Source organism: Pseudomonas sp. AAC (assembly GCF_000725445.1).
In the GTDB taxonomy this organism is placed as follows: domain Bacteria; phylum Pseudomonadota; class Gammaproteobacteria; order Pseudomonadales; family Pseudomonadaceae; genus Pseudomonas; species Pseudomonas citronellolis.
This window is the reverse complement of the sequence record NZ_KL647099.1, coordinates 67,403-89,261: the sequence shown is the minus strand read 5'-3', so window position 1 is coordinate 89,261 and position 21,859 is coordinate 67,403. Positions and strand designations below refer to the sequence as shown.

Sequence of the window (21,859 nt, the reverse complement as noted above, 5' to 3'; positions counted from 1 at the left end):
TCCTCCCGCCGAAAGCCATCGACTCGAAGATGAAAGCCCTGATCCTGGCTGCCTACGCGGCCTGCATCGCCTATGTGCACGTACGCGGCAAGGTCCGCCACAAGCTGTCCCGGCAGCTGAGCGACCACTCCAGCTTCCTCGCCCCGCTGAACTGCTTCATGTACCTGTTCTCCAGGGTACCCAACACGCCGTACCTGACGCCCAACGCCTTCCCGGAGATGCAGAAGCTCACCGACAACTGGGAAGTCATCCGCGCCGAGGCCCTGCGCCTGCGCGAGGCCGGCAGCATCAAGCGCTCCGAGCAGTACAACGACGTCGGCTTCAACTCCTTCTTCAAGACCGGCTGGAAGCGCTTCTACCTGAAGTGGTACGACGACGCCCACCCCTCGGCCGACGTGGTCTGCCCGCAAACCACCGCGCTGCTGCGGGAGATTCCCTCGGTGAAGGCGGCGATGTTCGCCGAACTGCCGCCGGGCTCGCGCCTGGTGCGCCACCGCGATCCCTACGCCGGCTCGCTGCGCTACCACCTGGGGCTGTTCACGCCGAACGACGAGGGCTGCTTCATCGAGGTGGACGGCCAGCGCTATGCGTGGAAGGACGGCGAGGCCGTGGTGTTCGACGAGACCTACATCCACTACGCCGAGAACACCACCGAGCATGACCGGGTGATCCTCTTCTGCGACGTCGAGCGGCCACTGAAGTACCGCTGGGCGCAGGCCTTCAACCGCTGGTTCAGCCGCAACGTGATGGCCGCCGCCGCCTCGCCCAACGACGACGGCGACAAGACCGGCGGCATCAACCGCGCCTTCGGCACGCTGTACAAGATCCGCCTGCAGGGCAAGGCGCTGAAGAAGCGCAACCGCAAGCTGTACTACCTGCAGAAGTGGGCGTTCTTCGGGGCGATCCTGGCGTTCATTCTCTGGGTTTGAAGAGCCGCTGGAGGCTAGAGACTGAAGGCTGGAGGTAAGAGCCTTCAGCCTTCAGCCTCTTTAATAAACATCCCGCCGATAGCGCCCTTCTTCCAGCAACGCTTCCACCGCCAGGTCGCCCAGCGCTTCGCGCAGCACCGCGTCCACGCCGCCGGCCATGCCTTCCAGGCTGCCGCAGACGTAGATCGCCGCGCCCTCTTCCAGCCACTGCCTCAATTCCACGGCGCGTTCACGCAGGACGTCCTGCACGTAGACCTTGTCCGCCTGGTCGCGGGAGAAGGCCACGTCCAGGCGCTGGAGTTCGCCGCTCAGCAGGTAGCCTTCCAGCTCTTCGCGGCAGTAGAAGTCGTGCTCGCGGTTGCGTTCGCCGAACAGCAGCCAGTTGCGCCGGCGGCCCGCGCCTATGCTGGCGCGCAGCAGCGAGCGCAGGCCGGCCAGGCCGGTGCCGTTGCCGATCAGGATCAGCGGGCGGTCTTCCTCCGGCAGGTGGAAGCCGGCGTTGCGGCGCAGGCGCAGGGCCAGGCCGGCGCCGGGTTGCAGGTATTCGGTGAGCCAGCCGGAGCCCACACCCAGGCTGCCGTCGGGGTGGCGCTCCTGGCGCACGATCAGCTCCAGGGCGCCGTCGCTGGGCAGCGAGGCGATGGAGTATTCCCGCGCCGCCAGCGGCACCAGGGCGTCCAGCAACGCCTGCGGGTGCAGGCCGACCAGGTGGCCGAGGGAGGCCGGCAGCTCGCGCCCGGTCAGGGCATCGGCCAGGGCCATGCTGCCGCCCTCGACTTCGACGCTGGCCTCGGCGTCCACGCCCAGATGCTCCAGCCAGGCCAGCACGCGTTCGCGCGGGTGCTGCGGAAGGATTTCCACCAGGTCGCCGGCGCGCCAGTCGGCGCTGCTGCCGGCCGGCGCCTGCAGGCGCAGCAGCCAGGTGGACTGGCCCTGGCTGCCGGGGTTCAGGTGTTCGCGGGCGGCCAGGCTCCACAGCTCGTATTGCGGCGCGGCGAAGGGCGTCGGCGCGGCCACGCCGGTCAGTTGCGCCAGGTGTTGCTGCCACTCGCGCAGGGCAGCGGCGTCGCCGTTGTCCACTTCCACGCCGTCGAACAGCGGCTGCGCGCCCTGCCCTTGCAGCCAGCCCTGCATCCGCCGGGCAAAGCCGCAGAAGGCCTGGTACTGGCGGTCGCCCAGGGCGAGCATGGCGAAGCGCAGCTGGCCGAGGCCGGCGGCTTCGCCGAGCAGCTTGCGCTCGAAGCCGCGGGCGCTGTCCGGGGCCTCGCCGTCGCCGAAGGTGCTGACCACGAAGAGCGCGTTGCGCGTCTGCTCCAGCTGCTGGCGGTCCAGGCGCGCCAGGGGCTCGACGCGCACCGCCAGACCCGCGGCCTGCAGCTGCCCGGCGCTCTGCCAGGCCAGTTGCTCGGCGAAACCGCTCTGGCTGGCGTAGCCCACCAGCCAGGCATCGGCGCCGCCGGCGCCAGCCAGTTCGACGCGGGCGGCCTGGGCGGCCTTCTTCTTGCGCCGGCGGTCCAGGTAGAGCAGCCAGCCGGTGACGAAGAACAGCGGCATGGCCAGGCTCGCCAGCATCATCAGGATGCGCCCGGGCATACCGAAGTAGCTGCCCACGTGCAGGGCGTAGACGCTGGTCAGCAGTTGCTTGCCGAAGCTGCTGTCGGCGTAGCGCTTGTCGCCCAGCAGGCGGCCGCTTTTCGGGTCGATGCGCATTTCGTTGAAGGCGCGCTCGTGGGCGGCGTCGTCCAGGCGGTAGAACACCGTGGCCGGCTGCCCGCCCACCGGCGGCAGGCGTAGGTTGTAGGCCTCAAGACCAGGGCCGGCGGTGCTGCGCAGGGTGTTCCACAGAGCGCTGTAGTCCACTTCCAGCGGCGGCCCCTTGGGCGCTTCGCCGCCACGGCCACCGCGGCCGCCCTGGCGCTGCTGGCCGGCCGGGGCGTCGTCGAGCAGCTTGAACAGCGCGCCGCGGTACCAGTCGTAGGACCAGTACAGGCCGGTCAGCGAGGCCAGCAGGTAGAAGGCCAGGCACCAGGTGCCGGCCACGGCGTGCAGGTCCCAGTTGAAGGCGCGGCCCTTCTTGCGCCAGTCCAGGGCCAGCCAGGCGCGCCAGCTCAGGGTCTTGCGCGGCCAGCGCAGGTACAGGCCGGAGAGGCAAAAATAGATGAGGATCAGGGTGCAGGCAGCGGTCACCTGCTTGCCGAACTCGCCCAGGGCCAGGAAGCGGTGCAGCTGCATGATGAACATGAACAAGCCTTCCCCGGACGGCGCCGGCAGCGAGGCACCGGTGTAGGGGTCGACGTAGCGCGATTCGCCGCGGCGCTGGCCCGGCGGCGGGGTGAAGAAGATGCGCGCGGCCTCGTCGCCGTCGACCTTGGCCCAGACGAAGGACACCTTCCTGCCCGGCTCGGCGGACTCCACCCGCCGCACCAGTTCGTCCAGCGCCAGGGTGCCGCCGGGCTGCTCCTGCACCGTCAGGCTGGCAGGGTTGAAGGCGCGCAGCAGTTCGTCCTGGAACGACAGCGCCGCCCCGGTCACGCCCATCAGGGCCAGCACCAGGCCGGCGCTTATGCCGAAGAACCAGTGCAGCTGGAACCAGACTTTCTTCAACACCTTGCTCTCACCTCGGGCGCGGGGCGCCAAACAATAGAAAACCCCGCCCGAAGGAGCAACGGGCGGGGTGCACGGAAGGCCGTGCGATCAGAAGTGCAGGTTCACCCCCAGCAGCGCCGTGCGGCCCGGGGCCACGTGGGCCATGTGGGTGCTGTAGACCTGGTCGAAGTAACGCTTGTCGGTCAGGTTCTGCACGTTCAACTGCAGGTCGACGTTCTTGCTCAGCTTGTAGCTGGCCATGGCGTCGTAGCGCCAGTAGGACGGGATGTAGGTCGAGTTGGCAGTGTTGCCGAACTGCTTGTCCACATAGGTGGTGCCGCCGCCGATGGTCAGGTCCTGCAGCACCTCGTAGGTGGTCCACAGGGTGAAGTTGTTCGGCGCCACCTGCGGCATGCGGTTGCCTTCGTCGGACTTGGTGGTCGACTTGCGGATCTCGCTATCCAGGTAGGTGTAGCCGCCGAAGACCTTCCACTTGGGCGTCAGCTGGCCGCTGAAGCCCAGTTCCACGCCCTGCACGCGCTGTTCGCCGTCGAGCACCTGGAAGGAGCTGTTGTCCGGGTCGGCGACGCGGGCGTTGGTCTTGTCGGTGCGGAACAGCGCGGCGTTCAGCGACAGCGCCTCGTCGAAGAAGTCCCACTTGGTGCCCAGCTCCAGGTTGCGGTTGCGTTCCGGGTCCAGGCTGGTGTTGGCCGCGCTGACTTCCTGGCCGCCCTCGCCTGCGGTCTCGCCGCTGGGGTTGCTGGAGGTGGACCAGGCCAGGTAGATGCTGCCGTTGGGCAGCGGCTTGTAGACCAGGCCGGTCTGGTAGTTCCAGAAGTGGGTGTTGCTCTCGCGCTTGAAGTTGCCCGGCGCCGAGCCGCGGCCACCGGTGCTGTAGCCGCTGGACTCGGTGTCGAAGTCGTCGTAGCGCAGGCCCAGGTTCAGGTCCCACTGCTCGTTGAGCTTGAGGGTGTCGAACACGTAGACGGCCGAGGTCTTGGTATCGGTGTCGGTGTAGGCCTGGCTGTCGACGATGCTGCCGGTCCAGGGGTCCTTGGGCGTCGGGTTGGCCAGGCTGGTGCAGTCGCCGCTGGCCAGCAGGGCGGCGTTGCAGGTGTTGCCCGCGGCCCCCGGGGTCACCACGTAGGGGCGGTTGTGCACGTCCTCGTAGCTGAACTCCAGGCCGGTGACCAGGCTGTGCTTGATGAAGCCGGTCTCGAAGTTGGCCTTCAGGTCGGTCTGGTTGACCCAACCCTTGGAGGTGGAATTGCGGTTCTTCGACGAGCGATAGACGTAGCCGTTGGCGACGTTGCCGCGGCTGTCGTCGGGGTTGCTGACCACGTAGTCGAGCGTGGTGCGGACCATGCGGAAGCTGTTGGACAGCGTCAGGTCGTCGTTGAGGTCGTGCTCGATGCGGAAGGTGCCGCTGTCGGTGGTGCTCTTGCGGTAGTCGCGGTGGGTCAGGCCGTAGAAGTTGTCGCGGTCGACCGAGGCCGGCTTGCTCGGATTGTGCTTGCTGCGGTCGACGTTGGTCAGCGGCAGGCCATAGTCCGGGATGTCGTCGGTGGCCAGGTGGTAGTAGGAGAGGGTCGCGCGGGTCGGGGTGTTGAAGCCGAAGGTGATGGTCGGCGCCACGCCCCAGCGGCTGACGCTGACGTCGTCGCGGCCGGCGACGTTGGCTTCGTGCTTCATCAGGTTCAGGCGGAAGGCCGCGTTGTCGCCCAGGGTGTGGTTGACGTCCAGGGTGGTGCGGTGGGTCTGGTCGGAACCGTAGGTGAAGCTGGCGTCGTTGAAGTCCTGCAGCTTGGCGGTCTTGCTCACCAGGTTCAGGCTGCCGCCGGTGGAGCCGGCGCCGGTGTAGGCCGAGCCCGGGCCCTTGCTGACTTCGATCTGCTCGATGTTGAACACTTCGCGGGTCTGCGAGGCGACGTCGCGCATGCCGTCGAGGAAGGTGTCGCTCTCGGCGTTGAAGCCGCGGATGAACGGACGGTCGCCCGCCGGGTTGCCGCCCTCGCCGGCGCCGAAGGTGATGCCGGGCGTGGTGCGCAGGGCATCGACCAGGGTCAGGGCGCCGGTGTCCTTGATCACCTGCTGCGGGATCACGGTGACGGTCTTGGGCGTGTCGAGCAGCGGCGCGGTGTACTTCTGCGAGGCCGACTGCTGGACGTTGTAGGTTTCTTCGCCCTGCTGGCCGACGACGGTGTCGGCATCCAGCGACAGCACATCCTGTGCGGGCTTCTTCTCGGTGGACTCCGCCGCCTGGGCGAAGTGGCTGCCGGACATGGCGGTGATGGCCACACCGACGGCGGAGACCAGCAGGCGCGGAGCGCTGGTGGCTTCGACAGATTGACGCGACATCGAAAGTTCCCTCCCCAGGGACTTGCTGAAGGCGGCGCAATCTAGTGCAAAACGAGAATCTGTATCAATTAGTAAATATTATCAGACGCACTTTATTTACAACATTTACATTTACCCCGTGCGACCGTTCGCCACCTCCGCTATACGCTGCAAATGCAAATGTCTATCATCGGCGTCGGATTTTCATTTGACCGAGCCCCGCCATGCTGCTGCACATTCCCGGCCTGTTCACCCGCGACGAGGTGACCCGCATCCGCACCGCCCTGGAGCAGGCCGAGTGGGGCGACGGCAAGGTCACCGCCGGCTACCAGTCGGCCAAGGCCAAGCACAACCTGCAGCTGGCCCAGGACCACCCGCTGGCCCGCGAGATCGCCGAGGCCATGCTGCTGCGCCTGTGGCAGAACCCGCTGTTCATGTCCGCGGCCCTGCCGCACAAGGTGTTCCCGCCGCTGTTCAACTGCTATACCGGCGGCGGCAACTTCGACTTCCACATCGACAACGCCGTGCGCGACGTGCAGGGCGGCCGCGAACGGGTGCGCACCGACCTCTCCTCCACCCTGTTCTTCAGCGACCCCGAGGACTACGACGGCGGCGAGCTGGTCATCCAGGACACCTACGGCGAGCAGCGCGTGAAGCTGCCGGCCGGCGACCTGGTGCTCTACCCCGGCACCAGCCTGCACAAGGTCGAGCCGGTGACCCGCGGCGCGCGCTTCGCCTCGTTCTTCTGGACGCAGAGCCTGGTGCGCGAGGACAGCCAGCGCGCCCTGCTGTTCCAGATGGACCAGGCGATCCAGAAGCTCAGCGCCGACGTGCCGGAGCACCCGGCCCTGGTCGAGCTGACCGGCACCTACCACAACCTGCTGCGGCGCTGGGTCGAGGTCTGACATGGCGTTCGTCCTGCGCCGGCGCGAAGAGCTCTCGGTGGAGCAATTGCGCGCCCGCCTGGCCAGCGACCCGCGCCAGGCCGCGGCGGCCATCCTCGAAGCCGCGCGCCAGGGCGACGTCGAGGCCCAGGCGCTGCTCGGGCAGATCCTCCTCGACGGCCAGGGCATCGAGCGCGACGCCGCGCTGGCGGCGACCTGGTTCCGCATCGCCGCCGAGCGCGGCCACGCCATGGCGCGCAACATGCTCGGGCGCTGCCTGGAGCACGGCTGGGGCGTGCCCGCCAACCCCGCCGAGGCAGCCGAGCACTACGCCCGCGCGGCGGCGGTGGACCTCGACTGGGGCCTGTACAACCTGGCCAACCTGCTGGCCACCGGCCGCGGCGTGCCGCGCGACGCGGCCCATGCCCTGGCGCTGTACCGGCGCGCCGCCGACCTCGGTCACGCCAAGTCGATGAACCTGGTCGGCCGCCATTACGAGGAAGGCCTGTGCGTGCCGCGCGACCCCGAGCAGGCCCGCGAGTGGTACCGCCGCTCGGCGGTGGCCGGCGACTTCCGCGGCCAGTTCAGCCACGCCGCGGCACTGGCCGAACGGGGCGAGGTGGAGGACGCGCGCTACTGGCTGCTGCGCGCCCTGGAGGGCGGCAACCTGAACTTCCTGCGGGTGGCCCGCGAGCAGCTGGAACGGGCGCCGCAGCCGCAACTGCGCGGCCTGGCCCTGGCCTACTACCGGCGCGCCGCGGAACTCGGCGAAACGGCCGACGCCGACCTGTTCGCCGCGGCGCTCAAACGCCTGTAAGCGCTTTCTTGACGTTTTTTTCACACGTCCTTGCCCCGCCCTTCACACGCTCCCCGCTAGGCTCGCTGCCCAACTGACCGCCCCGCACGGGCGGCCCCTGCAAGACGAGGCAAGCGTGTCGACTGCAACCAACCCCTCCCGCCGCAAGGTGGACTGGGCCGGCCTGGGCTGGCTGCTGCTGTTCTTCTGGTACTTCTCCGGCGTCACCCAGGCGCTGATCCTGTTCAGCGGCACCACCGGCTTCGCCGGCTTCCGCGACGCCTTCTTCCTCAGCAGCCTGTGGCTGGCCCCGCCGTTGCTGCTGCCGCGCTTCACCCGCGGCCTGGCGGCGCTGATCGGCCTGGTGCTGTGGGCGGCCTCGCTGGTGGGCCTGAGCTACTTCGGCATCTACCACCAGGAGTTCTCGCAGAGCGTCATCTTCGTCATGTTCGAGTCGAACACGGCCGAGGCCGGCGAATACTTCAGCCAGTACTTCAGCACCTGGCTGTGCCTGGCGCTGCTTCTCTATACCGCGGTGGCGGTGCTGCTGTGGCGGCGCGTGCGCCCGCTGCGCATGCCGGCGCCGGCCCGGGTGGCCCTGGCCGTGCTGCTGGTGGCGGCGAACCTGGCCTACCCCTTCTACAAGCAGATGGTCAGCCAGGAGCGCAGCTTCGCCCAGGCCCTGGAGAAGGTGCAGCAGCGCATGGAACCGGCGGTGCCCTGGCAACTGGTGGTGGGCTACGCGCAGTACCGCCAGCAGCTGGACAACATGCAGAAGCTGCTGCAGCGCAACGCCGCCCTGCCGCCGCTGAAGAACCTCAAGGATGACAGCGGCGAGGCGCCGCGCACCCTGGTGCTGGTGCTGGGCGAATCCACCACCCGCGAGCACATGCACCTGTACGGCTACGACCGGCCGACCACGCCGAACCTCGACGCCCTGGCCGCCGGCGACCGCAACCTGACGGTGTTCAAGGACGTGGTCTCGCCGCGCCCCTACACCATCGAGGTGATGCAGCAGATCCTCACCTTCGGCGACGAGCAGCACCCAGACCGCTTCCTCACCGACCCGTCGCTGATCAACCTGATGAAACAGGCCGGCTACAAGACCTTCTGGATCACCAACCAGCAGACGATGACCAAGCGCAACACCATGCTCACCACCTTCTCGCAGCAGACGGACGAGCAGTTCTACCTGAACAACCAGCGCAACCAGAACGCCCGCCAGTACGACGACGTGGTCTTCGCGCCCTTCGAACAGGTGCTCAAGGACCCGGCGCCGAAGAAACTCATCGTGGTGCACCTGCTGGGCACCCATATGGACTACCGCTATCGCTACCCCGAGGCGTTCGCCCGCTTCAAGGACCGCCAGGGCGTGCCGGCCGGGCTCTCGGACGACCAGGCGGACACCTACAACGCCTACGACAACGCGGTGCTGCACAACGACTTCGTGGTCGCCAGCCTGATCAAGCGCTACGCCGCCAGCGAGCCGAACGGCTTCCTGGTGTACCTCTCCGACCATGGCGAGGAAGTCTTCAGCTCCGGCAAGCACGACCGCCTGGGGCGCAACGAGGGCGACCCGACGCGGCCGATGTACACCATCCCCTTCCTGCTCTGGACCTCGCCGAGCTGGCAGCAGGCCCACCCCCGCGACCTGCAGGCGCTGAGCGGACGCCCCTACAGCAGCTCGCACCTGATCCACACCCTGTCCGACCTGGCCGGCCTGAGCTACGACCGCTACGAGCCGGGCAAGAGCCTGGTCAGCCCCGAGTTCGTCGCGGCGCCGCGCTGGATCGGCGATCCCTACGCGAAGAACGGCCTGCACGAGTTCGACAAGTTGCCGCTGGATAACGCCATGGGCGACCAGCAGTTGGCCAGGGCCAGCAAGGCGCCGGCCGCCGTCCAGGTGCGCCAGGCCAACGAGGGTTGAGCCGCGCGGGCCCTGCCCGCGATTTCGCGCGCAGGGCGCGCTCCTACATGGGAATGGCGTGGGTGGGGTCGCGTAGGAGCGGATCTCATCCGCGAATCGCGCCGACACCCCCGGCTATCGCGGACAAGGTCCGCTCCTACGCCCGTGCTTTCCTGGAACTGTAGGAGCGGGCCCTGCCCGCGATTTCGTGCGCAGGGCGCGCTCCTACATGGGAATGGCGTGGGCGGGGCAGCGTAGGAGCGGATCTCATCCGCGAATCGCGCCGATACCTCCGGCTATCGCGGACAAGGTCCGCTCCTACGCCCGTGCTTTCCTGGAACTGTAGGAGCGGGCCCTGCCCGCGATTTCGCGCGCCGGGCGCGCTCCTACATGGGAATGGCGTGGGCGGGGCAGCGTAGGAGCGGATCTCATCCGCGAATCGCGCCGATACCTCCGGCTATCGCGGACAAGGTCCGCTCCTACGCCCCTGCTTTCCTGGAACTGTAGGAGCGGGCCCTGCCCGCGATTTCGTGCGCATGACGTGCGTCCCGGGGATGGTGTGGGTGGGGCAGCGTAGGAGTGGATCTCATCCGCGAATCGCGCCGATACCTCCGGCTATCGCGGATAAGGTCCGCTCCTACGGTGCCAGGAAGCACAGCTTTTCGTAGGATGGCGTTGAGCGAAGCGATACCCATCATCACCACCGCATGGGTTTCGCAAGCTCAACCCATCCTACGAAAAGCCCCTCGGCGCAGTGGGGAAGGCATTGGCCGGGGCAAAGAAAAAACCCCGCATCGGCGGGGTTTCTTCGGTTCAGCTGCGGCTCAGATGTAGAAGGCCTTCAGCGGCGGGAAGCCGTTGAATTCCACCGCGCTGTAGCTGGTGGTGTAGGCGCCGGTGGACAGCCAGTACAGGCGGTCGCCGGCGGCCAGGTTCAGCGGCAGGCCGTACTTGTAGTGCTCGTACATGATGTCGGCGCTGTCGCAGGTCGGGCCGGCGATCACCACTTCTTCCATCTCGCCCTTCTTCTCGGTCCAGATCGGGAACTTGATGGATTCGTCCATGGTTTCGATCAGGCCGGAGAACTTGCCCACGTCCGCGTACACCCAGCGCTCCACCGCAGTGCGCGACTTGCGCGCCACCAGCACCACTTCGCTGACCAGGATGCCGGCGTTGGCGATCAGCGAGCGGCCCGGCTCGAGGATGATTTCCGGCAGGTCGTCGCCGAAGTCTTCCTTGAGGAAGCGGATGATTTCCTCGGCGTAGGTTTCCAGGTCGTTGGTCTTGGCGATGTAGTTGGCCGGGAAGCCGCCGCCCATGTTGATCATCTTCAGCTCGATGCCGTCTTCTTCCTTCAGGCGCTCGAAGATCACCTTGACCTTGGCGATGGCCGCATCCCACACGGAGATGTCACGCTGCTGCGAGCCGACGTGGAAGGAGATGCCGTAGGGCACCAGGCCCAGCTGGCGGGCGAGGATCAGCAGGTCCATGGCCATGTCGGTCTGGCAGCCGAACTTGCGCGACAGCGGCCAGTCGGCGGTGGTCGAACCCTCGGTGAGGATGCGCACGTAGACCTTGGCGCCCGGCGCGGCCTTGGCGATATTGCGCAGGTCGGCTTCGGAGTCGGTGGCGAACAGGCGCACGCCCTTCTCATAGAAGTAGCGGATGTCCTTGGCTTTCTTGATGGTGTTGCCGTAGCTGATGCGCTCCGGGCCCACGCCGGTCTTCATCACCTTGTCCAGCTCGTAGATCGAGGCGATGTCGAAGTTCGAGCCCTTGTCGCGCAGCAGCTCGGTGATCTCGGTGGCCGGGTTGGCCTTGACCGCGTAGTACACCTTGGCGAACGGGAAGCAGTGGGTCAGCTGGTCGTAGGCGTCGGCGATGGTCTGCTTGTCGATGACGACGAAGGGGGTTTCCTGCTTGTCGGCAAATGCCTTCATACGCTGGAAGGTTTCAGGGGCGAAGTAATCCTCGACCTTGATGGACATGGTTGGGACTCCCAATGGCAAAACACATGGATACGTAGGGGTGAAGCTGAACGTCTAATCCGTTTCCCCACTTTGGTTCGCCTACTTCCCAAGGCATGTCGCCGAGTATCACCTGGTGCCCGGCGCTTTCTGCGAAGGACTCGCAGAAACCGCTGAACTGATTAGTCAGGCAGACTCTCGTCGTCAGTACTTGAGCCGGATGGATCGTTTCCAGCATGGACGTTCGGGCGCGAACTTTAGGACCTGAAGTCCGTGAGTTCAACCAGAAATTGCCGCTTTCCCGAATCCCTTTGTCGCCTTGCCGGTTGACTGTTCTAGATACTCGACAAAATGCACGGAATACCGCACAGCACGGGGCTTCCAGGGGTTCGGAACGGCCCAATCATCCCCCTTCTTTTTGACAGACCGGGGACAGCGACGAGGGTTCATCGGCGGCATCATCACGCTCCAGGTTTTGGGGAAAGTTCGCGCACCAGGCTCGGAAACCCGAACCACGGCTGGACCCCATACTCCCCGCCCCTGTCGGACGAAACCTCGGCGCTCGCCAATATGTCCGCCATATCCGGTTATCATCCGGTCTCTTTCCGCGTGCCCCCGACCCAGGGATAGGTCACTGGGGCCGGCCCACTTGCCTTGCCAAGGAGTACCTGCGACATGCTCGACCTCGCCGCGGCGTTCATCACGCTGACCACCCTGCTCACCTACGTGAACTACCGCTTCGTGCGGCTGCCGCCGACCATCGGCGTGATGGCCACGGCGCTGGTGTTCTCGCTCCTCGCCCAGGGCCTGTCGATGGCCGGCTACCCGGTGCTGGAGGTGGAGATGCAGCAGATCATCCGCCGCATCGACTTCTCCGAAGTGCTGATGACCTGGTTCCTGCCCGCGCTGCTGTTCGCCGGCGCCCTGCACGTGAACCTCGGCGACCTGCGCAACTACAAGTGGCCGATCGGCCTGCTGGCCACCTTCGGCGTGCTGATCGCCACCACGGTGATCGGCTACCTGGCCTACTACACCTTCGCCCTGTTCGGCTGGCACGTGGACTTCATCTATTGCCTGCTGTTCGGCGCGCTCATCTCGCCCACCGACCCCATCGCCGTGCTCGGCATCCTGCGCTCGGCCGGCGCGCCCAAGCCGCTGGCCACCACCATCGTCGGCGAGTCGCTGTTCAACGACGGCACCGCGGTGGTGGTGTTCACCATCCTCCTGGGCATCCTCATGGCCGGCGAGACGCCGACCGTCTCGGCCACCGCCTGGCTGTTCCTGCAGGAAGCGGTGGGCGGCGTGCTGTTCGGCGCGGCGCTGGGCTACGGGGTGTTCCTGATGATGCGCGGCATCGACCAGTACCAGGTGGAAGTGATGCTGACCCTCGCCCTGGTCATCGGCGGCGCCGCCCTGGCTGCGCGCCTGCACGTGTCGGCGCCGATCGCCATGGTGGTGGCCGGGCTGATCATCGGCAACCAGGCGCGCCAGTACGCCATGTCCGACGAGACGCGGCGCTATATCGACAAGTTCTGGGAGCTGATCGACGAAATCCTCAACGCCCTGCTGTTCGCCCTGATCGGCCTGGAACTGCTCCTGTTGCCGTTCAACTGGCTGCACGTGGTGGCCGCCCTGGTCCTCGGCGGCGCGGTGCTGGCCTCGCGCCTGCTCACTGTGGCCCCGGCCATCCTGGTGCTGCGCCAGACCGAGGCCGGGCGCCGCCAGGTGCCCAGCGGGACCATCCGCATCCTGGTCTGGGGCGGTCTGCGCGGCGGCGTCTCGGTGGCCCTGGCGCTGTCGCTGCCGCTGGGCGAGCAGCGCGACCTGATCCTCAGCCTGACCTACGTGGTGGTGCTGGTGTCCATCCTGCTCCAGGGCCTGTCCATCGGCCCGCTGGTGCGCACCCTCTACCGCGATGCGGCGCCCACGGCCGACGACGGCCACTGAGGCGGGGCCTTGCGTCGCCGCACCTGCCGGCGACGCAAGGCTTTGGGCTATAATCCCGCGCTTTTCCGGGCCGACCGCGCCCGCCGTCACCGAACTCCAGCAGGCACGCACCCATGACCAACCAGGCCGCCGAAGTCGCCAAGCGCCGTACCTTCGCGATCATCTCCCACCCCGACGCCGGTAAGACCACCATCACCGAGAAGCTGCTGCTGATGGGCAAGGCCATCGCCGTCGCCGGCACCGTGAAGTCGCGCAAGTCCGACCGCCACGCGACCTCCGACTGGATGGAGATGGAGAAGCAGCGCGGCATCTCCATCACCACCTCGGTGATGCAGTTCCCCTACCGCGAGCACATGGTCAACCTGCTCGACACCCCCGGCCACGAAGACTTCTCCGAAGACACCTACCGCACCCTGACCGCGGTGGACTCGGCGCTGATGGTGCTCGACGGCGGTAAAGGGGTAGAGCCGCGGACCATCGCCCTGATGGAAGTCTGCCGCCTGCGCGACACGCCCATCGTCAGCTTCATCAACAAGCTGGACCGCGACATCCGCGACCCCATCGAGCTGCTCGACGAGATCGAGGCGGTGCTGAAGATCAAGGCCGCGCCCATCACCTGGCCGATCGGCTGCTACCGGGACTTCAAGGGCGTGTACCACCTGGCCGAGGACAAGATCATCGTCTACGTGCCCGGCCACGGCCACGAGCGCATCGAGACCCAGGTGATCGACAAGCTCGACTCCGACGAGGCCCGCGCGCACCTGGGCGACCTCTACGACAACTTCCTCGAAGAGCTGGAGCTGGTGCAGGGCGCCTGCCACGAGTTCGACAAGGAAGCCTTCCTCAAGGGCGAGATGACCCCGGTGTTCTTCGGTACCGCGCTGGGCAACTTCGGCGTCGACCAGGTGCTCGACTGCATCGTCGACTGGGCCCCGCAGCCGCTGGCGCGCGCTGCCCACGAGCGCATCGTCGAGCCCACCGAGGAGAAGTTCACAGGCTTCGTGTTCAAGATCCAGGCGAACATGGACCCGAAACACCGCGACCGCATCGCCTTCATGCGCATCTGCTCGGGCAAGTACGAGAAGGGCATGAAGATGCGCCACGTGCGCCTGGGCAAGGACGTGAAGATCGCCGACGCCCTGACCTTCTTCTCCAGCGAGCGCGAGCAGTTGGAAGAGGCCTACGCCGGCGACATCATCGGCCTGCACAACCACGGCACCATCCAGATCGGCGACACCTTCAGCGAAGGCGAGAACCTGGGCTTCACCGGCATCCCGCACTTCGCCCCGGAACTGTTCCGCCGCGTGCGCCTGAAGGACCCGCTGAAGTCCAAGCAGTTGCGCCAAGGCCTGCAGGAGCTGGCCGAGGAAGGCGCCACCCAGGTGTTCTTCCCCGAGCGCAACAACGACATCATCCTCGGCGCCGTGGGCGTGCTGCAGTTCGACGTGGTCGCCAGCCGCCTGAAGGAGGAATACAAGGTCGAGTGCGCCTACGAGCAGATCAACGTCTGGTCGGCGCGCTGGATCGAATGCAAGGACGAGAAGAAGCTCAAGGAGTTCAAGGACAAGGCCTTCGAGAACCTCTCCGTGGACGGCGGCGGCCACCTCACCTACCTGGCCCCCACCCGGGTGAACCTGAGCCTGATGGAAGAGCGCTGGCCGGACATCACCTTCCGCGCCACGCGCGAGCATCACTGAGTTCGGTGCCTTCGTGAAAACGCCCGCCGTTGTGTGGGCGTTTTCGTTTCCAGCCGTAGGGCGCATAACGCCTACGGCGTTATCCGCCGTTTGACCTTGATCCCAGGCGCGCTTCGGGTTCGGCCATGGAGCACCTCTTTCCGGGCACTCCGAGCTCGACCGCGACGCCGGGCAAACGGCGGATAACCGCGAACGGTTATTCGCCCTACGCGAACGCAGACAGGGCGCTTTTCGTAGGATGGGTTGAGCTTGCGAAACCCATGCGGACATCAGTGATGGGTATCGCTTCGCTCAACGCCATCCTACGGGGCGTGTGTGCGAGCCTTTCTGCCGAGACACGATCACGGATCCAGCGCACCGGAGGTCCAGGTGCTCGACGGCGCCGCCCCGGTAAACTTCGCCGCAATCGCCCCGCGCGGGATCAACCGGTCGCGATAGCGGGTAACGAACAACCCGGTCTGCGGCGACCGCAGCACCACTTCGCTCCCGGCATCCCCCGGCCTCGCGACGATGCGGGCGAAGCGCTCGCCAGCCTGCACTACCTCACCCAACTCGCGCTCGAACACCAGCACCCCGGCCACCGGCGCGAACACCGTTTCCATGAAGCCCATGGGCACCGCCACGCCCTGCCAGGCCGGCAATTCCACCGCCTCCTGGATCACCCCGCGCCCGCAGAGAAAAGCCCACAGCCCGTCAGCATCCTGCTGCGCCAGCGCGTCGCTGACGTCGCCCTGGCCACGCAGTTCCACCGTGGCCACCAGGCGCCCGTCGAAGCGATCCTCGGCCAGCCAGGGTTCGATCACCACTTCCTCGAAGGCGCCGTCGCTGTCGCCTTCCCAGATGATCGCCAGCTCGGCGCGCAGCGCCGCGGCCAGGTCCTGCGCCGCCGGCCACAGGCGTTCGTGGACGTAGAGGTATTGCAGCGCCTCGTCGTCGGTGTGCAGGTCGAGGACGATGTCCGCCGGCGCCGCCAGCGCGGCCAGCTGGCGCTGCCAGTCGCTGAGGTTGTCCAGCGTGCCCGTGGCTTTCGCCGAGGCCGGGAAGCCACGGTTGAAGTTGCGCGCCGTCGCTTCGTGATGGCGGCCGAGAATCCGGCCCTGGCGGAACTGGCCGATGCCGAAGGGGTTGGCCTGGGGCACCAGCGTCACGCTGCCGTTGAGCAGCCCCTGCTCCGCCGCCCGCCGTAGCCTCGTCAGCAACTGGTGCAACACCAGCATGCCGGCGATTTCGTCGGCGTGGACCCCGGCCTGCAGGTGCACCCGCGGCCCCGGCCGGCCGGCATCGATGCGCCAGGCCGGCACCGTCAATGGCGCGCCGGAATCCCCGCTCAGCCGCAGCGATACGTCTTCGATCATGCTTGCCTCCTCCCTCGTCGCGGGGCATGGCAAACTTGCCCGGCGCCCCCTAGTATCGATTCCACCCACCGCGCCCCGGCGCCCCGCACAAGGAACTCCCCCGCGTGGACAGCCCCCGCCAGAAAGCCCGCCGCGCCACGCCCGAGGAACGCCGCGAGGACCTGGTGCGCGCCTGCCTCAAGTGCCTGGTCGCCGATGGCCACGCCGGCATCTCGGTGCGGCGCATCGCCAAGGAGGCGGGGGTGGCCGTGGGCCTGGTCAACCACCACTTCGGCAGCATCGAGGCGCTGGTCGCACAGGCCTATGAAAGCCTCGCCGCCGGCGTCACCCAGTCGCTGCGCGAGAGCGTCGCCGCCGCCGGCCTGGACCCCGCCGCGCGCCTGGACGCCTTCCTGGTCGGCTCCTTCTCCCCGGGCGTGCTCGACCCCGACCTGCTCAGCCCCTGGGTGGTGTTCTGGAGCCTCATCCGCCATTCCACGCCGGTCAACGACGCCCACGAGCGCGGCTACCGCGCCTACCTGCAACTGCTCGAAGGCCTGATCACCGACCTTGCGCGCAGCGAGGGCTTCGCCATCGCCAACCCGCGCCTGGCCTCCATCGGCCTGTCGGCCATGCTCGACGGCCTGTGGCTGGAGTGGTGCCTGAACCCCACCACCTTCAGCGCCGAGGACGGCCTGCAGCTCAGCCGCCACTGGGTCGAGGGCCTGCGCCGCGGCGCCTACGCCTAGACCTTCGCCTTGCGCCGCCAGAACACCCAGCCGGCGCGCGAACGCGGCGCGACGGACTCGCGGCGGACCGGCGTGGTGCGCTCCAGCAGGTTGAAACAGCCCTCGATGATGAACGTCAGGCACACGTAGATGGCCGCCACCAGCAGCAGCGGCTGATACACCTGGAAGGTCTGCGCGCGCACCACGTTGGCCGCGCCCAGCAGGTCGACCACGGCGATGGTCGAGGCCAGCGCGGTGGACTTGAGCAGCAGCACCGTTTCCCCGGCCAGGGTCGGCAGCAGCAGGCGGATCGCCCGCGGCAGCCACACCCGGTAGAGCACCAGGCGGCGGTGCATGCCGAAGGCCGCGGCGGCCTCCAGCTCGCCGCGCGGCACGGCCTTGAGGCCGCCGCGCACCACTTCGCCGACATAGGCCCCCACCGACAGCACCAGCGCCAGCACTATGTACCAGTAGCCGTCGCGCAGGTACGGCCAGAGGAAGCTGCTGCGGATCGGCGGGTAGGCGGCGAACAGGCTGCCCAGGCCGTAGTAGCAGGTGTAGATCTGCACCAGCAGCGGCGTGCCGCGGATGACGCTGGTGAAGGCCAGGCTGGCCTTGGCCACGAACAGGTTGCGCGACATCCGCGCCAGCGCCATCAGCAGCGCCAGGGCGAAGCCGAGCACGGCGCTGACCAGCAGCAGCGACAGGGTGGTGCCCAGGCCGCGCAGCAGCAGGCTGGCGTAGGCGAATATCCAGTGATCGCTCATCGCGCGCCCCTCATACCGCCGGTATCCAGCGGCGGAAGCGCCGCTCGAGCCAGCCGGAGAACAGGTTGGAGAGCACCGTGAGCAGGTAGTACAGCGCCGCCGCGGTGAGGTAGAAGGTCAGGTAGTGGCGCGTCGATCCAGCGGCCTGCTTGGCGGTGTAGAGCAGCTCGTTGGTGCCCACCACGCTGATCAGCGCGCTGTCCTTGATCAGGTTGACCCACAGGTTGGCCATCCCGGCCAGGGCGTTGGGCGCCATGATCGGCAGGGTGACGCGGCGGAACAGGCCGAAGCCGTGCATGCCGTAGGCCCGCGCCGCCTCGATCTGGCCGTAGGGGATGGCCTGGATGGCGCCGCGGAAGATTTCCGAGGCGTAGGCGCCCTGCACCAGGCCGAGCACGGCGATGGCGACCATGGTGCCGTTGAGCTTCACGTCGCCGTAGCCGAGCCAGGCGAACAGCTGGTTCAGGCCCATGGAGCCGACGTAGTACAGCAGCAGGATCAGCAGCAGCTCCGGCACCGCCCGGCACAGCGTGGTGTAGCCGCGCGCGGCGGCGGCCAGCGGGCGCGGGCCGTTGAGCTTGGCGCTGGCGGCGCCCAGGCCGATCAGCATGCCGACCAGGAAGGCGCCGAAGGAAATCTGCAGGGTGACCAGCAGCCCGCGCAGCAGCGCCGGCCCCCAGCCCTGGGCGCCGAAGCCGACGAGGTCGAGATAGGATTGCATGGTGAATTCCTCGAACGACGGCGCCGCCCGGGCAGGGGCGGCGCCGGCTCATCACTGCTGCTTGGGCGCGACGCTGAGGCCGAAGTACTTGTCCGACAGCGCCTTGTAGTCGTCGCTGGCCAGCAGCTTGCCGATGGCCTCGTCGAGCCTGGCCTTCAGCGCGGTGTCGTCCTTGCGCAGGCCGGCGCCCACGCCGCGGCCGAACAGCGGGTCGTGGGGCACCTCGCCCTTGCTGACGATGCCCGCGGCCTTGGCGTCGGGGGAATCGAGGAAGGATTTCACGGCGATGCCGTCGGCCATCATCAGGTCGATGCGCCCGGCCACCAGGTCGGCGTTCACCGAGTCCTGGGTGTCGTAGTAGCGCACGTCGGCGATCTTCTCGTAGTACTTCTTCAGGTAGTTGGAGCTGACGGTGGAGATCTGCACGCCGATCACCTTGCCCTTCAGGCCCTCGGGGCTGACGCTGATGTCGCTGGCGGCCGGCGCGGCCACCGCCACCGGGGTGTCGTAGTAGGGCACGCTGAAGGCGATCTGCTTCTCGCGCTCGTCGGTGATGGACATGGAGTTGAAGATGACGTCGATCTTCTTCGCCATCAGCGCCGGGATGATGCCGTCCCAGGCCACCTCGTCGATCTCGCACTGCGCCTTCATCTCGGCGCAGACCTTGTGGATCAGGTCCGGCTCGAAGCCGGTCCACTGGCCGTCCGGCTGCTTCACCGAGAACGGCGGGTAGGGCTCCGCCGCCAGGGCGAAGCGCAATGTCTCCGCCTGCGCGCTGGCCATGCCCGCCGCCAGCAATGCCGCACCCGCCAACCAACCGCAAAGACCCTGTCTGTTCATGATGCCCCTTCCGCTTTCTTGTGGTTTGTCGTGCTAGAAGCTTGCCCGGGTGGCCGCGCGGGGCGGCCGGTTCAACGATTCTGGTGGGCGTTGACGAACTGCCGGCAGCGCTCGCTGCGCGGCCGCGCGAAGACCTCCTCGGGGGTGCCCTCCTCCTCGATCAGGCCCTGGTGGAGGAAGGCCACGTGGCTGGAGACGTCGCGGGCGAAGGCCATTTCGTGGGTCACCAGGATCATGGTGCGGCCCTCCTCGGCCAGCGAGCGGATCACCCGCAGCACCTCGCCGACCAGCTCCGGGTCCAGCGCCGAGGTCGGCTCGTCGAACAGCATCACCTTCGGCCGCACCGCCAGGGCGCGGGCGATGGCCACGCGCTGCTGCTGGCCGCCGGAGAGGAAGGCCGGGTATTCGTTGCGCTTCTCCGCCAAGCCCACCCGCGCCAGCAGCGCCTCGGCGCGCTCGCGGGCCTCTGCGCGGCTCTCATGGAGGACGAAGGTCGGCGCCTCCATCAGGTTCTCCAGCACGGTGCGGTGCGGCCACAGGTTGAAGTTCTGGAACACCATGCCCAGCCGCGAGCGGATGCGCGTCAGCTGCTTCTGGTCGGCCACCCGCGGCTCGCCGTGGCGGTCCTGGTCGAGGCGGATGATCTCGCCGTCGACGCTGACGCTGCCGGCGTTGGGCACCTCCAGCATGTTGATGCAGCGCAGCAGGGTGCTCTTGCCCGAGCCGCTGGCGCCGATCAGCGACACCACGCCGCCCTCGCGGGCCGACAGCGAGACGCCCTTGAGCACCTCGAACTGGCCGAAGCGCTTGTGCAGGTCGCGGACTTCGATCACGGGTTTGCTGGCGAGCACGCTCTGTGTAGGAGCGCGCCCTGCGCGCGATTCGCGGGCAGGGCCCGCTCCTACAGGGGATGCCGCGGGCAAACCCTCGACGAAGGCGAGGATGCGCTCGCAGGCCTCGGCCAGTGTCTCGTCGGCCAGGGTGAAGGACAGCCGCACGAAGCCGTCGGCCTGGGGCCCGAAAGCGGCGGCGTCGAGCACCGACACGCCGCAGGCGCGGAACAGCTGCCAGGCGAAGTCCAGGGAACTCAGGCCCGTGCCGCGCACGTCGACCATCACGAACATCCCGGCCTCGGGGCTCAGCACCTTCAGCCGCGGGCTGCGCGCCAGCTGCCGCAGCACCAGGTCGCGGCGCCGGCGGTAGACCTCGCGCATCCCGGCGGCCACCTCGTCGTGACGGCGCACCGCCGCCAACGCGGCCTCCTGCACGAAGCCGGGCAGGCCGTAGAGCATGTTCAGCGCCAGGTTCTCGATGTGCCCGACCAGCTTCGGCTCGGCGACTATCCAGCCGGCGCGCCAGCCGGTCATCGCGTGGGACTTGGACAGGCTGCCCAGGCTCAGGGTGCGCGCGGCCATGCCCGGCAGCGCGGCGAAGCTCTGGTGCGGCTGCTCGAAGGTCAGCGCCTCGTACACCTCGTCCACCACCACCCAGAGGTCGTGGCGCTCGGCGACGGCGGCGATGGCGCGCAGCTCGTCGGGGCGCATGACCACGCCGGTGGGGTTGTTCGGGTTGGCGAAGAAGATCGCCCGGGTGCGCGGGGTGATGGCAGCTTCCAGGGCCGTCGCGTCGAGGCGGAAGCCGTTGTCGGCGGGAGTGGGCACCGCCACCAGCTTGGCGCCGGTGGCCTTCAAGGTGGCCTCGTAGGTGACGTAGACCGGGTCGAAGACGATGACTTCGTCGCCGGCCTCCAGCAGGCACAGGGCGGCGGCGAACAGGGCGTTCTGCGCGCCGGCGAGGACGATGACGTTGTCCGCGCCCACCTGCAGGTCGAAGCGCCGCCGGTACAGGTCGGCGATGGCCTGGCGCAGTTCCGGACGCCCAGCCACGTCGCTGTAGTGGGTGTCGCCGGCCTGCAGCGAGGCCACCGCGGCGTCGGTGATGAAGGCCGGGGTGGCGAAGTCCGGATCGCCGACGCTGAGGACGATCGCATCCTCCCCGGCGCGTTGCGCCGCCACAGCGGCGTAGTGGATATCCCAGGCGGCTGCGCCTGGCCCGACCATCCTGTCCACAAGCGACGAATAACGCATGCACGGACCTCACCCGAATGACGGAGAACCCGCGGCTGGAACGGCGTTCGGCGGCGGGGCGTGGCATCACCATAACCACGAATGAACGAGTGTTCAACAGTGTTTTCCGGCCAAATCGAGCGCTCGTTCAATTTGCCCCGGAATAGAGCGACCGCGGCCTGCGGGCCCATTTTCGGCGCCCTGCGCGGCAGCCACCGGCACTCCTGGCGAAGGGCCCGCAACGATCCCTTCCCACCCGTCTGCCCTGCCCCGCCAGGGTGCAGGCAGGGCCGCGACATTTTCCGAACATGCTCATAACGGGTTCTTAACGATTGCTCGGCGAGCATGGATGCA

The 21,859-nt window shown here is 67.7% G+C and carries 15 protein-coding genes; 7 read left to right on the top strand and 8 right to left on the bottom strand.

Translation table 11 applies throughout. From position 1 onward, the window contains the following. Nucleotides 1-29: 29 nt before the first annotated feature. Complete coding sequence (gene lpxO / locus FG99_RS21715) at nucleotides 30-929, top strand: lipid A hydroxylase LpxO (RefSeq protein WP_009617712.1); 900 nt, start codon at nucleotides 30-32, stop codon at nucleotides 927-929. A 60-nt stretch (nucleotides 930-989) separates the two neighbouring features. Here lpxO and FG99_RS21710 read toward each other — a convergent pair whose 3' ends face one another. Beyond that, the gene (locus tag FG99_RS21710) at nucleotides 990-3,533 is read right to left on the bottom strand and encodes a PepSY domain-containing protein (RefSeq protein ID WP_232244747.1); all 2,544 of its coding nucleotides are present in this window, start codon (nucleotides 3,531-3,533) and stop codon (nucleotides 990-992) included. 90 nt (nucleotides 3,534-3,623) lie between these two features. Further along, nucleotides 3,624-5,873, bottom strand: coding sequence for a TonB-dependent receptor (locus FG99_RS21705; protein WP_043272316.1), 2,250 nt, complete (start codon nucleotides 5,871-5,873; stop codon nucleotides 3,624-3,626). Nucleotides 5,874-6,076: 203 nt separating this feature from the next. Here FG99_RS21705 and FG99_RS21700 point away from each other — a divergent pair, with 203 nt between their 5' ends. From FG99_RS21700 to FG99_RS21690, 3 genes are all read left to right on the top strand, one after another. Then, nucleotides 6,077-6,757, top strand: coding sequence for a Fe2+-dependent dioxygenase (locus FG99_RS21700; protein WP_043272315.1), 681 nt, complete (start codon nucleotides 6,077-6,079; stop codon nucleotides 6,755-6,757). 1 nt (nucleotide 6,758) lies between these two features. Continuing rightward, a complete protein-coding gene (locus FG99_RS21695) occupies nucleotides 6,759-7,553 on the top strand; it encodes a tetratricopeptide repeat protein (protein ID WP_043272314.1) in 795 nt (264 codons plus the stop codon). A gap of 115 nt (nucleotides 7,554-7,668) precedes the next feature. Next, on the top strand, nucleotides 7,669-9,459 hold the full coding sequence (locus tag FG99_RS21690) for a phosphoethanolamine transferase CptA (protein ID WP_043272313.1): 1,791 nt from the start codon (nucleotides 7,669-7,671) through the stop codon (nucleotides 9,457-9,459). Nucleotides 9,460-10,262: 803 nt separating this feature from the next. Here the strand turns inward: FG99_RS21690 and FG99_RS21685 are convergent. Next, nucleotides 10,263-11,426: a type III PLP-dependent enzyme gene (locus FG99_RS21685; protein WP_009617704.1), complete on the bottom strand. Its 1,164-nt coding sequence runs from the start codon at nucleotides 11,424-11,426 to the stop codon at nucleotides 10,263-10,265. Between the two features lie 654 nt (nucleotides 11,427-12,080). On the opposite strand from FG99_RS21685, the gene FG99_RS21680 reads away from it, so the two are divergent. Then, the gene (locus FG99_RS21680; protein ID WP_043272312.1) at nucleotides 12,081-13,352 is read left to right on the top strand and encodes a cation:proton antiporter; all 1,272 of its coding nucleotides are present in this window, start codon (nucleotides 12,081-12,083) and stop codon (nucleotides 13,350-13,352) included. 113 nt (nucleotides 13,353-13,465) lie between these two features. Continuing rightward, nucleotides 13,466-15,049, top strand: a complete 1,584-nt coding sequence (locus tag FG99_RS21675) for a peptide chain release factor 3 (RefSeq protein ID WP_043272311.1) — start codon at nucleotides 13,466-13,468, stop codon at nucleotides 15,047-15,049. A gap of 341 nt (nucleotides 15,050-15,390) precedes the next feature. Here FG99_RS21675 and FG99_RS21670 read toward each other — a convergent pair whose 3' ends face one another. Then, nucleotides 15,391-16,404 carry a M14 family metallopeptidase gene (locus tag FG99_RS21670; RefSeq protein ID WP_043272310.1) on the bottom strand — a complete coding sequence of 338 codons (1,014 nt, stop codon included), beginning with the start codon at nucleotides 16,402-16,404 and terminating at the stop codon, nucleotides 15,391-15,393. Between the two features lie 104 nt (nucleotides 16,405-16,508). On the opposite strand from FG99_RS21670, the gene FG99_RS21665 reads away from it, so the two are divergent. After that, nucleotides 16,509-17,132, top strand: a complete 624-nt coding sequence (locus FG99_RS21665; RefSeq protein WP_009617686.1) for a TetR/AcrR family transcriptional regulator — start codon at nucleotides 16,509-16,511, stop codon at nucleotides 17,130-17,132. Here FG99_RS21665 and FG99_RS21660 read toward each other — a convergent pair. From FG99_RS21660 to FG99_RS33105, 4 genes are all read right to left on the bottom strand, one after another. Further along, nucleotides 17,129-17,878: an ABC transporter permease gene (locus tag FG99_RS21660; protein WP_043272309.1), complete on the bottom strand. Its 750-nt coding sequence runs from the start codon at nucleotides 17,876-17,878 to the stop codon at nucleotides 17,129-17,131. The two genes, FG99_RS21665 and FG99_RS21660, sit on opposite strands and share 4 nt — an antisense overlap. A 10-nt stretch (nucleotides 17,879-17,888) precedes the next feature. Further along, nucleotides 17,889-18,599: an ABC transporter permease gene (locus FG99_RS21655; RefSeq protein WP_009617684.1), complete on the bottom strand. Its 711-nt coding sequence runs from the start codon at nucleotides 18,597-18,599 to the stop codon at nucleotides 17,889-17,891. Nucleotides 18,600-18,650: 51 nt separating this feature from the next. Further along, nucleotides 18,651-19,439, bottom strand: a complete 789-nt coding sequence (locus tag FG99_RS21650; protein ID WP_043272308.1) for a transporter substrate-binding domain-containing protein — start codon at nucleotides 19,437-19,439, stop codon at nucleotides 18,651-18,653. A gap of 71 nt (nucleotides 19,440-19,510) precedes the next feature. After that, nucleotides 19,511-21,526: an aminotransferase class I/II-fold pyridoxal phosphate-dependent enzyme gene (locus FG99_RS33105; protein ID WP_043272307.1), complete on the bottom strand. Its 2,016-nt coding sequence runs from the start codon at nucleotides 21,524-21,526 to the stop codon at nucleotides 19,511-19,513. Nucleotides 21,527-21,859: the final 333 nt, after the last annotated feature.

Bases quoted from the DNA above. Each gene is read 5' to 3' on its own strand.
- FG99_RS21700 (WP_043272315.1), top strand. From the start codon at position 6,077: ATGCTGCTGCACATTCCCGGCCTGTTCACCCGCGACGAGGTGACCCGC.
- FG99_RS21660 (WP_043272309.1), bottom strand. From the start codon at position 17,878: ATGAGCGATCACTGGATATTCGCCTACGCCAGCCTGCTGCTGCGCGGC.
- FG99_RS33105 (WP_043272307.1), bottom strand. From the start codon at position 21,526: ATGCGTTATTCGTCGCTTGTGGACAGGATGGTCGGGCCAGGCGCAGCC.
- FG99_RS21680 (WP_043272312.1), top strand. From the start codon at position 12,081: ATGCTCGACCTCGCCGCGGCGTTCATCACGCTGACCACCCTGCTCACC.
- FG99_RS21695 (WP_043272314.1), top strand. From the start codon at position 6,759: ATGGCGTTCGTCCTGCGCCGGCGCGAAGAGCTCTCGGTGGAGCAATTG.
- FG99_RS21675 (WP_043272311.1), top strand. From the start codon at position 13,466: ATGACCAACCAGGCCGCCGAAGTCGCCAAGCGCCGTACCTTCGCGATC.
- FG99_RS21670 (WP_043272310.1), bottom strand. From the start codon at position 16,404: ATGATCGAAGACGTATCGCTGCGGCTGAGCGGGGATTCCGGCGCGCCA.
- FG99_RS21650 (WP_043272308.1), bottom strand. From the start codon at position 19,439: ATGAACAGACAGGGTCTTTGCGGTTGGTTGGCGGGTGCGGCATTGCTG.
- FG99_RS21685 (WP_009617704.1), bottom strand. From the start codon at position 11,426: ATGTCCATCAAGGTCGAGGATTACTTCGCCCCTGAAACCTTCCAGCGT.
- lpxO (WP_009617712.1), top strand. From the start codon at position 30: ATGAAAGCCCTGATCCTGGCTGCCTACGCGGCCTGCATCGCCTATGTG.
- FG99_RS21705 (WP_043272316.1), bottom strand. From the start codon at position 5,873: ATGTCGCGTCAATCTGTCGAAGCCACCAGCGCTCCGCGCCTGCTGGTC.
- FG99_RS21655 (WP_009617684.1), bottom strand. From the start codon at position 18,599: ATGCAATCCTATCTCGACCTCGTCGGCTTCGGCGCCCAGGGCTGGGGG.